The organism is Fodinibius saliphilus (genome assembly GCF_005869845.1).
GTDB classification, from domain to species: domain Bacteria; phylum Bacteroidota; class Rhodothermia; order Balneolales; family Balneolaceae; genus Fodinibius; species Fodinibius saliphilus.
The window spans coordinates 1,369,120-1,383,232 of the sequence record NZ_VAWF01000001.1 but is presented as its reverse complement, the minus strand read 5'-3'; the positions used below and the strand labels follow the sequence as shown (position 1 = coordinate 1,383,232).

Sequence of the window (14,113 nt, the reverse complement as noted above, 5' to 3'; positions counted from 1 at the left end):
GAGTCAATTAAATATACAGATTATACAATACTCAGGAAATACTTAGGACTTGACCTATTTTCTGTGGATACAGGAAATAGCTAAAAGAGAGGGGTGCCGGTCATCTCTACAGGTTGTTCAATGTTCAGAAATTTTAATAATGTAGGAGCTACATCAGCTAAAATCCCATCTTTCATCTCAGTAGCTCGCGGTTCATTTATGATAAGGGCAGGTACATTCGCCGAGGTATGTGCAGTATGGGGTGATCCATCTTCGTTAATCAAGCAGTCAGCATTTCCATGGTCTGCAATAACTAAGATTTTATAGTCATGGGCAGTGGCGGTTTTAACAACCTTTTCGAGCAGTTTATCTATAGTTTCAACGGCTTCTATTGTTGCTTCCATATCACCGGTGTGTCCCACCATATCAGGATTAGCATAGTTAAGGATGCATAAACCGTTATTTTCGGTTTGTAACTGCTCGCACAAAGCGTCGGTTACTTTGGGAGCACTCATTTCGGGTTGCAGGTCATATGTTGCTACCTGTGGGCTGGGAATCATTATGCGGTGTTCGCCTTCGACAGGGTCTTCCTCTCCGCCGTTAAAGAAGTATGTTACATGGGGATATTTTTCTGTTTCGGCAATACGGAGCTGCTGCAAGCCGTGCTTACTTACTACTTCTCCCAGTGTGTTTTTGAGTTGCAGGGGAGGGTAGGCTACTTCCACATGTTGGAAGGTATCATCATAAGAGGTGAACGTAGTATAATGGAGGTTGAGGCTGTCTTCTACGTCAAATTCATCAAAGTTGTCTTCAGTGAGGGCGCGAGTGATTTGTCGGGCCCGGTCCCCTCGGATGTTATAAAAGATGATCACATCTCCTTCTTGTATGCGAGAGTCTGGAGATTGATCAATAAGTTTGGGTTTTACAAACTCATCGGTAATATCTTCATCATAAGATGATTGCAGGGCTTCTTCAGGGTCGTCAAATTCTTGACCTTCACCATGTACAAGAAGATCGTAGGCTAATTTGGTTCGCTCCCACCGATTATCCCGATCCATAGCATAATATCGCCCGACAATAGAAGCAATTTTACCAGTCCCAATTTGCTCGGCCTGTTCATTAAATTCTTTTGTATATGCTAATCCACCATGGGGAGAAGTGTCACGACCATCAGTAAAGGCATGCACGTAGGTATTGTCAATACCTTGAGAATGGGCAAACCTAAGTAGGGCAAATAAATGGTCGTTATGGCTGTGAACACCGCCATCAGAGAATAATCCCATAATATGGATACGACCATTCTCTTTAGCTTTTTTAAAAGCAGATGAGAGCGCTTGATTCTCAAAAAAGCTCCCATCTTCAATAGCTTTATTGAGTCGAGTTAATTCCTGTGGCACAATACGGCCAGCACCTATATTAAGGTGTCCAACCTCGGAATTGCCAAACTGCCCATTAGGGAGCCCAACATCTCTGCCGCTGGCAGAGAGCTCAGAATGGGGATTATCCCGAAAAAGGGACTCAATGAATGGTTTTTGCGCTTTATCAATAGCGCTTACTTCGGGATTTTCGGCTAACCCGAAACCATCCAGTATAATAAGAAGTGCTTTTTCGTTCGGGTCAGCCAAAGTGCTTCAGTGCTTACAGGTTATTAACGTGCTTAGCAATTTTTGATTTCCTTCGTGCGGCAAAGTTCTCGTGAACGAGATCTTTGGCAGCCATTTTGTCGAGGTAAGAGCTAGCTTTTTTAAATGCTTTCTCTGCCTCTTCTTTTTCAGTCGTTTCTAACGCTTTTTTGATCAAGGTCTTCATCTTAGAAAGTTGACCTTGGTTACGTTGACGACGTTTTTCGTTTTGACGGACTCGCTTTACTGCAGACTTATGTTGTGGCATATTTTTATAAAATGTTCTTATCAGTTCTTCAAATTAATTCGTATCATCTTCCTCGCCATGATCAGAAAGACGTCAAAGTTAAAATTTCTGGTAATGTTATACAAGAAATCATTGAAAATTTAATAAAAGAAGGGTAATTTAGGAGACTTTCGGTTATGATCATAGTGATCGATGGGCCAGCAGGCTCAGGAAAAAGTTCTACAGCACGAGCCATAGCAAACAGGTTAAATATTGAATACCTGGATTCAGGGGCCTTATACCGAGCAGCAACGCTCATTTATTTAGAAGCGGACTGTGATAAGGAAGCGTTCTTTAATTTATTAGATAAGAAAGATATCTCATTTTATTATCGTAATCAGCTGTTTCACATAGCGATAGATGGTAAATCAGTTACCGATGATATACGAACAGAAGCTGTTGCTGAGAATGTGAGTGAAGTAGCAGCGATGCCTGATGTAAGGGCATTTGTTAATGAGCTAATGCGCGAAGTAGTAAAAGATGGTGCGTATATAGCAGAAGGACGAGACTTGGGAACAGCAGTTTTCCCAAATGCAGAATTGAAATTTTATATGTGGGCAGATCTGGATGAACGTGCTCGACGGCGTTTTGATGAGCGAAAAGATAAAAACCCTGATCTAACGTTTAGGCAGGTGAAAGAAAGTATTGCTCGGCGCGATCAGAAAGATGAAAAACGTGAGACTGATCCACTGAAAAAGGCGGAAGATGCCATTGAAATTGACACGACGGGTTTGACATTTGAACAACAGGTCGATCAAATTTGTTTGGAAGTGAAACAAAGGATTGAATTTTGAATACAACTGTAAATTATAATACTAACACTAATCCCATCCCGAATTATTCGGGCTGCGGTAATTTTAACTAAAACACATAATGACAGACGAACCTAAACAAGAACAAACTAACGAAGAAGAGCAGGCAACAGTAGCCGAAGAAGAGGTTACGGAAGAAACTGCTATAGACCCTACCACCGAAGAAGAAGTACGCGTGGAACCGGAATCAGAAGAAATTGCTTCATTCTCCGGCGATGTTGAAGAGGGCGAAAAAACCTATACTTATGATCAATTGCAGGCTGCATCGGAAGATTACAGCGATGAAGAGTTTCATCAGCTTGCAGACATGTATGAAGACACGCTCAATGAGATTGAAGAAAAAGAGATTGTTACGGGTCGTGTCGTTTCTGTAGATGAAGATTATGTAATTGTTGATATCGGATTTAAATCCGAAGGAATTGTACAGGCAAATGAATTTCCTGATGAACTGGTTGAAGAACTTGAACCAGGTGATGAAGTTGATGTATTCCTTGATAAGGTAGAAGATCAGGAAGGGCAACTCATCCTTTCTCGTCGTAAGGCTGATATTCTGCATGCTTGGGAAACAATTGAACGAGCTGCTGAGACCGGCGAAGTTATTGAAGGACACATTAAACGTCGTATTAAAGGCGGTATGGTTGCCGATATCATGGGTATCGATGCGTTCTTGCCCGGATCACAAATTGATGTACGTCCGGTAAGAGATTTTGATGCTTATGTGGGTAAAACGATGGAGTTCCAGGTTGTTAAACTCAACATGTCGGCAGAAAATGTTGTGGTATCTCACCGTGCACTTATCGAGTCTGATCTCGAAGAGCAGCGTGAAGAGATCCTTTCTACTATCGAAGAAGGTCAGGTACTCGAAGGTATCGTCAAAAATATTACCGATTTCGGTGTCTTTATCGATCTTGGTGGTGTCGACGGCCTCTTGCATATTACCGATCTTTCGTGGGGACGTGTTGAGCATCCCGAAGAAATTGTTTCTCTGGACCAACGACTTAATGTTGCTGTTATCGACTTTGATGAAGACTCTAAGCGAGTATCGCTTGGACTTAAGCAGTTGCAGCCGCATCCATGGAACGAGATTGATCTTAAGTACCCTGAAAACATTCAAGTACAGGGTCGTGTTGTTTCTATCGCTGATTACGGTGCGTTTATTGAGCTTGAGAAAGGTGTTGAGGGGCTTATCCACATTAGTGAAATGTCGTGGACACAGCATATTAAACATCCATCACAGCTGGTAAGCAAGGACGATATCATCGATTGTGTGGTACTTAATGTAAATGAGCCGGAGAAGAAAATTTCTCTTGGTGTTAAACAGCTCGAGAAAGATCCTTGGGAAGATATCGACAAGCGTTATCCTGTTGGATCCAAGCATACAGGAACTGTTCGAAACCTCACCAACTTTGGTGTGTTTGTTGAACTCGAACCAGGTATCGATGGACTTATCCATATTTCTGACTTGAGTTGGACTGAGAAGATCAACCATCCGAACGAGGTTATTGACAAGGATGAAGAGATCGAAGTTATTATTCTGGCGATAGACTTTGAAAATCGTCGAATTACGCTTGGTCACAAGCAGATTGAAGAGAACCCTTGGGAGCAGTTCGCAGAAGAATACAGCGGAACTAACAAGGTTGAAGGCGAAGTTGTTAAGACAACAGATAAAGGCGCCTTTGTTTCTCTACCTTACGGACTTGAAGGCTTCTTGCCCGCTAGCAAAACAGAAGAAGATGGGGAACCATCAGAAATCTTTGAAGATGGCGACAGCGTAGAAGCATTTGTAATTGAGTTGGATGAATCCAACAAGAATATTACGCTTAGTCAGCGAGAGCAAGATGTTGAGAAAGCTGACTCTTCCAAAGAGAAGAAAGAGCGTAGCAAGCCTGAAGGTAGCAGTCAAAAGAAATCCTCAACCGAGACAGGCACACCAACACTTGGTGAAATGTCTGGTCTTGCTGATCTTAAGCAGCAGATGGTTGATAAGCAGAAGGAAGAAGCTGCACGGAAGTTCCGTGAGCAAGCAAAAGCCGAAGAAGCTGAAAAAGAGGCTGATGACCAAGAGGAGTAATTCTGAAGTTACTCTTTGACATAAATTAAGAAAGGCCCAGCGTGCAATTACGCTGGGCCTTTTCTTTTACTGAAAGTTTTAAGACTACTTATCTTCTAAAAAGAAAAAAACCACTTTTTTGTCAGGGTGTTTACTGCTTTTAACGTTGTCATTTTGTTGTCTATTATGACTATAGATGACATTGCGCATTGAGCTTAGTTCTGCTTTTTCATCATAAGAAACCTGTATTGCTTTTCCCCCTGGTTCTAACTTCCTAATAGCATCAAGTAGAGGTTTATATTTGGAGGAACTCTTCTTGGAAATATTGATGTCTTTGCGAGAGACAAAATTGATATCCATAAAAAGTGGATTGAATTAACTAGTAATACTAAATAATAAAGCGATTGGAATACTAGCAAATTAAAAATAGAAAATCCGTAAGGCTTAGTTTTACACAACCATACACAGCAGATGTCTATGGTTATGTAATAAACCTTACGGACTTTAAATGCTAAAAGGAAGGAAATTACTATGGAACCTGTACCGAAGACATGATTTTATCTATAAGGTCTTCGGATGTGATGTTTTCTGCTTCGGCTTCGAAGGTTGGAATGATGCGGTGGCGAAGAACATCCATAGCTATGGTTCGTACATCTTCGGGCGTTACATAGGCACGATGTTCCATGAAGGCATGAGCACGGGCTGCCAAATTTAAGTTTATAGATGCACGGGGAGAAGCACCAAAGTTAATGAGGTCAGCTAGGTCATCCATATTATATTTCTCGGGATTTCTTGTTGAAAAAACCAGGTCTATAATATACTGTTCAACTTTCTCATCAATGTATATTTCATTAATAACTTCTCGGGCTTCCAAAACTTTATCGACCGTTATAACCGGTTTTAATTCTTCTTGAGCACCGGTTTTAGCCATCCGACGCATAATTTCAAGTTCTTCACTTTCATTAGGATAATCGATCTTAATTTTCATCATAAAACGATCAACCTGGGCTTCGGGAAGGGGATAGGTTCCCTCTTGCTCTACAGGGTTTTGGGTAGCTAAAGCCAAGAAGGGGTCATCAAGTTTAAACGTTTCTTCCCCAATTGTTACTTGTTGTTCCTGCATGGCCTCGAGGAGCGCGCTTTGCACTTTCGCGGGAGATCGGTTTATCTCATCCGCCAGAATAATATTTGCAAAAATAGGTCCTTTTTTTACCGTAAATTCGGCCTCTTTTTGGTTGTAAATAAGCGTACCTATAAGGTCGGCAGGTAACAGGTCGGGGGTGAATTGCAGTCGCTGAAATTTAGTGTTTATTACTTGTGCCAGCGATGATACAGTTAGAGTTTTGGCAAGGCCTGGTACCCCTTCGAGCAGCACGTGACCATCAGATAGTAACCCAATAAGCAGCCGGTCTATCATATAGCGCTGACCGACAATAACTTTATCTAATTCTCTGTAAATATTTTCAATGAAGGCACTGGACTTTTCTATTTTTTTACCCAGTTCTTGCATATCTACTGATGTTGAGGGGTTCTCCATAGCAGAAGTTCAATTGTTAATTTAGAATTCAAATGAGTTATAACTATTTTCTTTCGCTTTAATATAAATGGCTAAAGGTAATAAATGGAAATCATAGATTCTTTTTTATTAGGACTTATTCAGGGATTAACAGAATTTCTGCCTATCAGCAGTTCGGGACACCTGGTGTTAGGGGAGGCCTTACTTGGTGGAGAGCTGGATAAAAGTATTACATTTGAAGTTGTTGTACACTTTGGCACCTTGTGTAGTATTCTTATTTATTATCATGAAAAAATAGGAAATATACTTGGCTCAATATGGTCGTTACTGCTAAGTCCTTCAGAATTCTCTAATAAAGTATCTACTGATAGTAACATCAAACTTACAGGGTTTATTTTATTGAGTATGATTCCTGCATTAATTGTAGGGCTGACACTGAAAGATACTATTGAGAATGTGTTTTTAAATCCATTTATGGTTTCAATTATGCTCTTGGTAACAGGAGTGATTTTGTATGCTACCAAGTATCGCACAAAGTTTACGAACCATTTAAGTGCCGGTAGCGCTTTTGGGATTGGCCTCGCTCAGGCTTGTGCAATTTTACCGGGTATAAGTCGGTCGGGTTCAACGATTTCGTTGGGGCTCTACTTAGGGATACAAAGGGAAAAGGTAGCAAACTTTTCGTTCTTAATGGTTATCCCTGTTATTGCCGGTGCTATGCTCCTGGAACTCAAGACAATGATTGAGATGGGAATTCCAATGGCCGCTTTTTGGGATCTGATTATCGGTTTTGTCACCTCATTTGTATCAGGATATATTGCTTTAAAATATCTGATTATCTTACTACGCACTAAAGGAATCCATCCTTTTGCATGGTATTGTTGGATTGTGGGAATCTGCGGGCTTATTTATTTCTGGTAATGAGCAAGGGGGAGTGTTCTTTGGAAAGGTCTTATAAAGAATGGAAACAAATTCGCTTTTTTGTTGATGAGGTTTTTAATTTTATCTACCTTTGAAGCCACCAAAATAAATAGATAAATATGATTACGTATTTCTTCATTTTTCTGGCTGTCTTAGCCGTTGCTTCAGCGCTGATGATGGTAATCAGCAAAAATACCGTCAATAGCGCACTTTTCCTGGTACTGAATATGATTTCTCTGGCAGGATTATTTTTATTGCTACAGGCACAATTCCTAGCAATAATTCAGGTGCTGGTATATGCCGGTGCCATAATGGTACTGTTTTTATTCGTAATTATGCTCTTGAATGTTGATGAGGAAACGAGTCTCTTCAGCAAGTTACGGTTAAAGTATTTTGTGGCTTTCTTACTTGGAGTAGGTGTTTTTGCACAGATACTATTTAGCATAGGCAGTTTTTCTGATACATTGCCTACTGTTTCTTCTGAAATGGCCACTGCCGGAACGGTAGAAGCTATAGGGGATGTGCTCTTTTCAAAGTATATACTTCCTTTTCATATAATTGCTATGCTCCTTACAGCGGCCATGAATGGAGCGATAATGATAGCACAACACAAAGTTAGAACTGAGGGTAATAAATGATAGGTATTGATTGGTTTTTGGCGCTCAGTGCGCTACTGTTTTGCATTGGTGTTATTGGCGTCTTGATTCGTAAAAACGCCATCGTAATTTTTATGTGCGTAGAATTGATGTTAAATGCGGTAAACTTATCGTTGATTTCATTTAGCAGTCACTATGGAAATGTTGATGGGCAAATATTGGTGTTTTTTTCGCTTGCTATTGCAGCAGCAGAGGCCGTAGTGGGACTTGCAATAATCATTGCTATCTTTCGAAACAATCTTTCAGTGGATATCAGTAAGATTAATCTACTGCGTTGGTAATATGATTTTAAAATTTTTATTTAACGAAAAGACGGCCTTATTCAGGGTCGTCTTTTTTTATTTAGACAGGTCTTACTGGGGAATCCCGGGAAAGAGAATTCCTTGTTTATAAAATGGGTCTAAACAGCAATAAAACCCTTTACCTTCACTCACTTTTTTGTATCTTTGCCACTTGTGAATTTACCCTTGGGAAAATTTAGGGTATTGGCTACATTTGGGCCGAAAATTGTATGAGGATACAAATCTGAAAGATCATAGTTAATGGATTCTGCAACTACGCTTACAACGCTTATTATTCTCTTCCCGCTTTTGGGATTTCTGATCAATGGCCTTTTGGGGCTATATTCCGATTCTTTTCGTAATAAGAAGGGGCTTATAGGGGCCATTTCCAATCTCGCAGTCTTTATTCCTTTTGCCATAGCCGTTTATTTCTTCGTAAATATGGGGCAGGGGTCGGAACCGATATTCGCTGAACTTTTTACCTGGATTGAGGTTGGATCTTTTAGTGTAGATATCGCCTATCAATTGGATCAGCTTTCGGTCATGATGGCTTTGGTAGTAACGGGGGTAGGGTTTTTAATCCACCTTTATTCTATCGGTTATATGTGGCACGATGAGGGGTATTGGAAATTCTTTGCCTATTTGAATCTCTTTATTTTCGCCATGCTCAACCTCGTGCTGGCAGATAATATGCTGCTGCTTTTCTTAGGTTGGGAGGGGGTAGGTCTCTGTTCATACCTGTTGATCGGGTTCTGGTATACCGATATGGCAAACTCCGCAGCAGGAAGCAAAGCCTTTTGGTATAACAGGGTAGGAGATTTCGCTTTCCTCATTGCTATGTTTCTGACGTTCCAACATGTCGGGAGTCTCGATTTTGATGTAGTACTCGCAAATCTTGAGTCCATACCAGCAGATGATACGTTTTGGATTGGATTATTAATGCTCATAGGGGCTACCGGTAAAAGTGCACAGATACCTCTTTTTGTTTGGTTGCCTGATGCGATGGCAGGGCCGACCTCTGTTTCTGCTCTTATTCACGCAGCTACAATGGTGACTTCTGGAATATATCTGATCTCCAGAATGTCAGAGATGTTTGTAATGTCACCGGAAATAATGATGATTATTGCTGTTGTAGGAGCCTTGACCGCAATTGTTGCTGCTACTATTGCCATTACACAGAACGATATTAAAAGGGTACTGGCCTATTCTACTGTTTCTCAGCTGGGGTATATGTTCCTGGCATTGGGATCCGGTGCTTTTACTGCTGCTATGTTCCACGTTGTGACACATGCCTTTTTTAAAGCTTGTCTCTTTTTGGGTTCAGGTTCTGTTATTCATGCTATGGAACATGTAGAGCATGGTTTACATGATGAAGGTAAAGATGTGCATTTCGACCCGCAGGATATGCGCTTTATGGGTGGGCTTAAAGAGTATATGCCCTCTACGTATAAAACATTTTTGATTGCAACTATTGCGATTTCAGGTATACCGCCACTGGCTGGTTTTTTCTCAAAAGATGAAATTTTAGCATTCACTTTCAATGCTGGTTTCGGTGAATTTGCCGGTACATTGTACCTGCTTCTTTGGGGGGTAGGCATTGTGACCGCATTTTTGACCGCCTTCTACATGTTCCGTCTTACGTTTGGTACATTTAACGGATCGTTTAAATTGCCGGAGAAAATTAGTGAAGCAGCCGGGGCAGAGAAGTATCTGCATGAAAGTCCCAAGACCATGACGATACCGCTTTGGACACTTGGCGGACTATCAGTTTTCGGTGGGTTCCTAGGGGTACCGAACTTCTTGCTTGCTACATTTACGCACCAAGAAGAGCATATTAATCTTCTGCACAATTGGCTGTACAATGTAACGGCTGATTATGGACTTACCCTTTCACACTCAGCAGAATGGATACTGATGTTTATATCAATTGGTATTGCTGTTGCCGGTGTATTTATTGCTTATCGAATGTATGGGAGCGGAGATACTGAAGAATCGGATGCCAAGCTCGCAAATCGCTTTGGTACCCTGTATCAAACCTGGAAAGAAAAATACAGTATTGATGAGTTTTATGAAGGCGTTGTTGTTGATCCTGTTGTTCGAATGTCGGAGAAAGGTCTTGCAAAGTTTGATATGAAGATTGTTGATGGTATTGTGAATACGGTCGGGGGTGTTGTCCGACTTTTCGGAAGTGTCTTCCGATATATCCAAACCGGTGTTACCAGCAGTTATGCGCTGGCTCTTGTTCTTGGAGTTATTATTGTACTAAGTATGTTGATCCTGTAAAAAAGAATTGATAATGGAGTTACTCTTAAATATTTGTATTTATTTACCACTAGTAGGGATCGCCGCAATTTTGGCTGCCCGCAGTGACAAAGCTACTAAATGGATAAGCTTGATCGTCACAACGGCGACTTTTGCATTATCGCTGCCACTACTGTTTAACTTCGATATTGCAAATTCAGCTACGGCGCAATATTTAACAGAGGGTAATCCCTTATTGACTGGGCTCGATATAAAGTATCTGCTGGGGCTTGACGGATTGAGCCTGCTTTTGTTTATGTTAACTACCCTTATGGGGCCCATAGTAATTCTATCTTCTTGGGATTCTGTTAAAAAGCATTTGGCGGGTTATTATTCAATGTTACTGTTGCTGCAAACGGCCTCAATGGGAGTCTTCGCTTCGCTCGACCTGATTGTTTTTTATGTATTCTTCGAACTCTCACTGATACCAATGTATTTCCTGATCGGTATCTGGGGCGGCAAAAACCGAATTCATGCTACTGTTAAATTTTTCATTTATACCCTGGTAGGTTCACTGATCATGCTTGTAGGCTTGATTTATGTGGGCTACGATGCAGGTACCTTTATTGATGGATATCAATTTACTACTGACTGGAGATTCCTTTCCGGAGATACCTACCAAATTGGATTGGTCGAACAAACCTATCTCTTCTTAGCTTTTTCCTTAGCCTTTTGTATTAAGGTTCCGCTATTCCCCTTCCATACCTGGTTGCCATATGCGCATACAGAAGCGCCAACAGCCGGTTCGGTAGTGTTAGCAGCTATTATGTTGAAGATGGGAACATATGGACTGTTGCGCATTTGTTTGCCATTGTTCCCCAATGCGTTCGTAGAATTTGCTCCATATATGGCAACATTGGCAGTGATCGGAATTATTTATGGTGCCTTGGTTGCAATGGTACAGAAAGATGTAAAAAAACTGGTAGCCTATTCCTCAGTTAGTCACCTTGGGTTTGTAGTGTTGGGACTCTTTGCCTTTAATACTATTGCTGTTCAGGGAGCACTTATTCAAATGATTAATCACGGTCTTTCAACAGGAGCGTTATTCCTGATTGTAGGAATGATTTATGACCGCACCCATACACGGCAAATCAAAGACTACGGTGGCATAGCTAAGGTTGTTCCCGTCTTTGCGGTTATGTTTATGATCGCAACCCTTGCATCTATTGGGTTACCCGGATTAAACGGATTTATTGGTGAGTTCTTGATTCTTAATGGAACCTTTAGCTCTGAAGTACTTCCGCAAAATGCTTTTGTAGTATTCGCCGCTTTGGGAGTGATTTTAGCAGCGGTTTATATGCTTTGGATGTATCAACGCGTAATGTTTGGTCCGTTGAAGCATGAGAAAAATGAAAAACTGGTAGATCTGAATGCACGAGAAATCGGACTCTTGGTGCCATTAGTGATTTTTATGGTTTGGATTGGTATCAGGCCTCTTGATTTCACCCAGTACTCTGAAGCACAAGTTCAGGAGCTGCTTGAATCATCCAATGAAAAAAGAATGGCAATTAAACGTTCCGCAAACTCTCAGGAACTACCGCAATGGGCTTCAACATTGTATGATGTTACAGATGAATTAGCATCTAAAACTAAAAACAGATAGTACAATGGCTGAACCACTTTCTGACGACAAGATTGCAGATGAACTTGGAGGTCTCTCTGATTGGGAACATGCGAATGATAAGATCAGCAAGGAGTTTGGTTTTGATAATTTTCGTGATGCGATAGCTTTTATTAATCGTATCGCCTTTGAAGCTGAAGAACAGGTTCATCACCCAGAAATCTTTAATGTTTATAATACGGTTAACATCTCGCTGAGTACACATGATGCCGGCGGAAAAGTTACCGAAAAAGATATTACGCTCGCAAAAACCATCGAGTCACTGTATAACTAATTAGCTGCATGGATTACTTACACGATATAAACGCTTTTTTACCCGGCATCATTGTTGGTGTTGCCGGACTTATCGGAATTGTCATTGATTCTTATAAAGATGATCATGATGCCATTTACGGTCTTTCCGTAGTGTCATTATTGGCCGCACTGGTATTGTCAGTAATTGATATGTTCGAACCTGCTGGTATCGCTTTTTCCGGCATGATAACGTATGGCGGTGTTACTGCTTTTGGTAATGCTGTTATTCTTTTTGGTTCTCTGTTTTGTGTATTGATATCCAGAGAATACTTAAGTGCCATAGACCACGATTTTGGTGAAGTGTATGCGATGGTACTTTTTGCTACAACGGGAATGGTCGCTTTGGCCAGTGCCAACGATCTTGTCATGATCTTTATAGGGGTAGAAACAATGTCTATTTGCCTGTATGTGCTTGCAGGAATATTTAAGCAGCGAAAAACCGGAGCCGAGGCGTCACTAAAATATTTTCTACTGGGAGCATTTTCTACGGGTTTCTTACTTTATGGAATGGCTCTTTTGTATGGTGCTACAGGCTCACTATCGCTACCTGCTATCGCTGAAGCAGCCAGTACCGATCTTTTATTTGTAGCCGGGGCGGCGTTACTGCTAACTGGATTTTTCTTTAAGATTTCTGCTGTACCTTTCCATATGTGGACGCCCGATGTTTATCAGGGGACACCGACTACACTCACGGCTTATATGGCCACAGCTTCAAAGTCAGCCTCTTTTATTGCACTCATGATCATCCTTTCCAAGATGATTCCGGCAGAAACAGCAGAGTGGGGAGAAGTAATTGAAGTTATTGCTATTCTTACGATGATATTAGGCAATCTTATTGCCCTTGTCCAAGACAATATCAAAAGAATGCTCGCTTATTCCAGTATAGCTCATGCCGGTTACTTATTGGTAGGATTGGCTGCAGGTACTACCGCAGGTTATAGTGCGGTGCTCTTTTACTTGTTAGCTTATACCATCATGAACGTTGGTGCTTTTGGTGTAGTAGCATATTATGAACGTCAACAAGGACTCGACTTTACTGATGTAAACAACTATGCCGGACTTGGTTTTAAACGCCCGCTTATGGGAGTGTTGCTTTCCTTTTTCCTATTCTCATTAGCCGGCATACCGCCATTTGTAGGGTTTATTGGAAAATACATGGTTTTTGCTGCGGCTATTGACGCAGGATATATAGCACTGGCTATTATTGGTGTACTTGCAAGTGCTGCAAGTGTGTACTACTATCTGCGTCCTATGGTTTATATGTATTTCCGTGAGCCTCATAAAGATGTACCTCTTGTACAGTCAGGATTATTATTCCGTTCTACATTGATTGTGCTCGCCGTTTTAACGGTGTATTTTGGCATTGCATTTGGTGATTTGCATAATCTTATTACTTCCTATTATACCAACGATTGGGTTGCATTAATTGGTGGCTAAGTATTTTTATGATTAATAATCGGGTAGCTCAACCTTTTGATTTGCTTTCCCCATATTTATAGCTGGGAGGTAAACTCCAAAACGATAATTCATAAGTTAACCTGTGTGAAATAGGCAAATTTAACCTTCCCCATCAGGCGCTTTACTGTAAAGAAAATGCAGAGTCTTACGCCTGCCCAAGGGCTATCAATTGGGATTGAGCCTGTTGCGTTCTGGGGCTTTCCTCACCGAAGCAATCGCGAAATATAGTATAGGCTTTGCTAAAATGATTGCTTGCTTGTTTTTAGTGACCGCTTTCTAATTTTAATCTACCGTATCGCAAATGAAATTCACCCAT

Annotated in this window: 13 protein-coding genes; 9 read left to right on the top strand and 4 right to left on the bottom strand. The window is 41.0% G+C overall.

All coding sequences use genetic code 11. The features are described 5' to 3' along the window. Positions 1 to 80 precede the first annotated feature (80 nt). Together gpmI and rpsT are read right to left on the bottom strand one after the other, a co-directional pair. Complete coding sequence (gene gpmI, locus FCN14_RS05810) at positions 81 to 1,604, bottom strand: 2,3-bisphosphoglycerate-independent phosphoglycerate mutase (protein WP_138430222.1); 1,524 nt, start codon at positions 1,602 to 1,604, stop codon at positions 81 to 83. 13 nt (positions 1,605 to 1,617) lie between these two features. After that, complete coding sequence (rpsT, locus tag FCN14_RS05805; protein WP_138430220.1) at positions 1,618 to 1,869, bottom strand: 30S ribosomal protein S20; 252 nt, start codon at positions 1,867 to 1,869, stop codon at positions 1,618 to 1,620. A gap of 155 nt (positions 1,870 to 2,024) precedes the next feature. On the opposite strand from rpsT, the gene cmk reads away from it, so the two are divergent. Both cmk and rpsA read left to right on the top strand, forming a co-directional pair. Continuing rightward, the gene (gene cmk, locus FCN14_RS05800; RefSeq protein WP_138430218.1) at positions 2,025 to 2,681 is read left to right on the top strand and encodes a (d)CMP kinase; all 657 of its coding nucleotides are present in this window, start codon (positions 2,025 to 2,027) and stop codon (positions 2,679 to 2,681) included. Between the two features lie 79 nt (positions 2,682 to 2,760). Further along, positions 2,761 to 4,770, top strand: a complete 2,010-nt coding sequence (gene rpsA / locus FCN14_RS05795) for a 30S ribosomal protein S1 (protein ID WP_138430216.1) — start codon at positions 2,761 to 2,763, stop codon at positions 4,768 to 4,770. Positions 4,771 to 4,854: 84 nt separating this feature from the next. Here rpsA and FCN14_RS05790 read toward each other — a convergent pair whose 3' ends face one another. Both FCN14_RS05790 and FCN14_RS05785 read right to left on the bottom strand, forming a co-directional pair. Continuing rightward, entirely contained in the window at positions 4,855 to 5,109 is a 255-nt protein-coding gene (locus FCN14_RS05790; protein ID WP_138430214.1) for a hypothetical protein, read from the bottom strand. A 169-nt stretch (positions 5,110 to 5,278) separates the two neighbouring features. After that, positions 5,279 to 6,286 (bottom strand): AAA family ATPase, encoded by a 1,008-nt coding sequence (locus tag FCN14_RS05785; protein WP_138430212.1) that lies wholly within the window; start codon positions 6,284 to 6,286, stop codon positions 5,279 to 5,281. A gap of 84 nt (positions 6,287 to 6,370) precedes the next feature. Here FCN14_RS05785 and FCN14_RS05780 point away from each other — a divergent pair, with 84 nt between their 5' ends. The 7 genes from FCN14_RS05780 to FCN14_RS05750 all read left to right on the top strand — a co-directional run bounded on the left by FCN14_RS05780 (position 6,371) and on the right by FCN14_RS05750 (position 13,776). Next, positions 6,371 to 7,186: an undecaprenyl-diphosphate phosphatase gene (locus FCN14_RS05780; RefSeq protein ID WP_138430211.1), complete on the top strand. Its 816-nt coding sequence runs from the start codon at positions 6,371 to 6,373 to the stop codon at positions 7,184 to 7,186. 119 nt (positions 7,187 to 7,305) lie between these two features. Continuing rightward, a complete protein-coding gene (locus FCN14_RS05775; protein WP_138430209.1) occupies positions 7,306 to 7,824 on the top strand; it encodes an NADH-quinone oxidoreductase subunit J family protein in 519 nt (172 codons plus the stop codon). Then, positions 7,821 to 8,123, top strand: a complete 303-nt coding sequence (gene nuoK / locus FCN14_RS05770) for an NADH-quinone oxidoreductase subunit NuoK (protein ID WP_138430207.1) — start codon at positions 7,821 to 7,823, stop codon at positions 8,121 to 8,123. Before FCN14_RS05775 ends, nuoK begins: the two co-directional genes overlap by 4 nt. 261 nt (positions 8,124 to 8,384) lie before the next feature. Further along, complete coding sequence (gene nuoL, locus FCN14_RS05765) at positions 8,385 to 10,406, top strand: NADH-quinone oxidoreductase subunit L (protein ID WP_138430204.1); 2,022 nt, start codon at positions 8,385 to 8,387, stop codon at positions 10,404 to 10,406. Between the two features lie 13 nt (positions 10,407 to 10,419). Next, complete coding sequence (locus tag FCN14_RS05760) at positions 10,420 to 12,027, top strand: complex I subunit 4 family protein (RefSeq protein ID WP_138430201.1); 1,608 nt, start codon at positions 10,420 to 10,422, stop codon at positions 12,025 to 12,027. A gap of 4 nt (positions 12,028 to 12,031) precedes the next feature. After that, the gene (locus FCN14_RS05755; RefSeq protein ID WP_138430199.1) at positions 12,032 to 12,319 is read left to right on the top strand and encodes a 4a-hydroxytetrahydrobiopterin dehydratase; all 288 of its coding nucleotides are present in this window, start codon (positions 12,032 to 12,034) and stop codon (positions 12,317 to 12,319) included. Positions 12,320 to 12,327: 8 nt separating this feature from the next. Further along, on the top strand, positions 12,328 to 13,776 hold the full coding sequence (locus FCN14_RS05750; protein ID WP_138430196.1) for an NADH-quinone oxidoreductase subunit N: 1,449 nt from the start codon (positions 12,328 to 12,330) through the stop codon (positions 13,774 to 13,776). The last annotated feature ends 337 nt before the right edge of the window (positions 13,777 to 14,113 follow it).

Coding starts and splice junctions, on each gene's coding strand:
- rpsT (WP_138430220.1), bottom strand. CDS start 1,869: ATGCCACAACATAAGTCTGCAGTAAAGCGAGTCCGTCAAAACGAAAAA.
- cmk (WP_138430218.1), top strand. CDS start 2,025: ATGATCATAGTGATCGATGGGCCAGCAGGCTCAGGAAAAAGTTCTACA.
- rpsA (WP_138430216.1), top strand. CDS start 2,761: ATGACAGACGAACCTAAACAAGAACAAACTAACGAAGAAGAGCAGGCA.
- FCN14_RS05790 (WP_138430214.1), bottom strand. CDS start 5,109: ATGGATATCAATTTTGTCTCTCGCAAAGACATCAATATTTCCAAGAAG.
- FCN14_RS05785 (WP_138430212.1), bottom strand. CDS start 6,286: ATGGAGAACCCCTCAACATCAGTAGATATGCAAGAACTGGGTAAAAAA.
- FCN14_RS05780 (WP_138430211.1), top strand. CDS start 6,371: ATGGAAATCATAGATTCTTTTTTATTAGGACTTATTCAGGGATTAACA.
- FCN14_RS05775 (WP_138430209.1), top strand. CDS start 7,306: ATGATTACGTATTTCTTCATTTTTCTGGCTGTCTTAGCCGTTGCTTCA.
- nuoK (WP_138430207.1), top strand. CDS start 7,821: ATGATAGGTATTGATTGGTTTTTGGCGCTCAGTGCGCTACTGTTTTGC.
- nuoL (WP_138430204.1), top strand. CDS start 8,385: ATGGATTCTGCAACTACGCTTACAACGCTTATTATTCTCTTCCCGCTT.
- FCN14_RS05760 (WP_138430201.1), top strand. CDS start 10,420: ATGGAGTTACTCTTAAATATTTGTATTTATTTACCACTAGTAGGGATC.
- FCN14_RS05755 (WP_138430199.1), top strand. CDS start 12,032: ATGGCTGAACCACTTTCTGACGACAAGATTGCAGATGAACTTGGAGGT.
- FCN14_RS05750 (WP_138430196.1), top strand. CDS start 12,328: ATGGATTACTTACACGATATAAACGCTTTTTTACCCGGCATCATTGTT.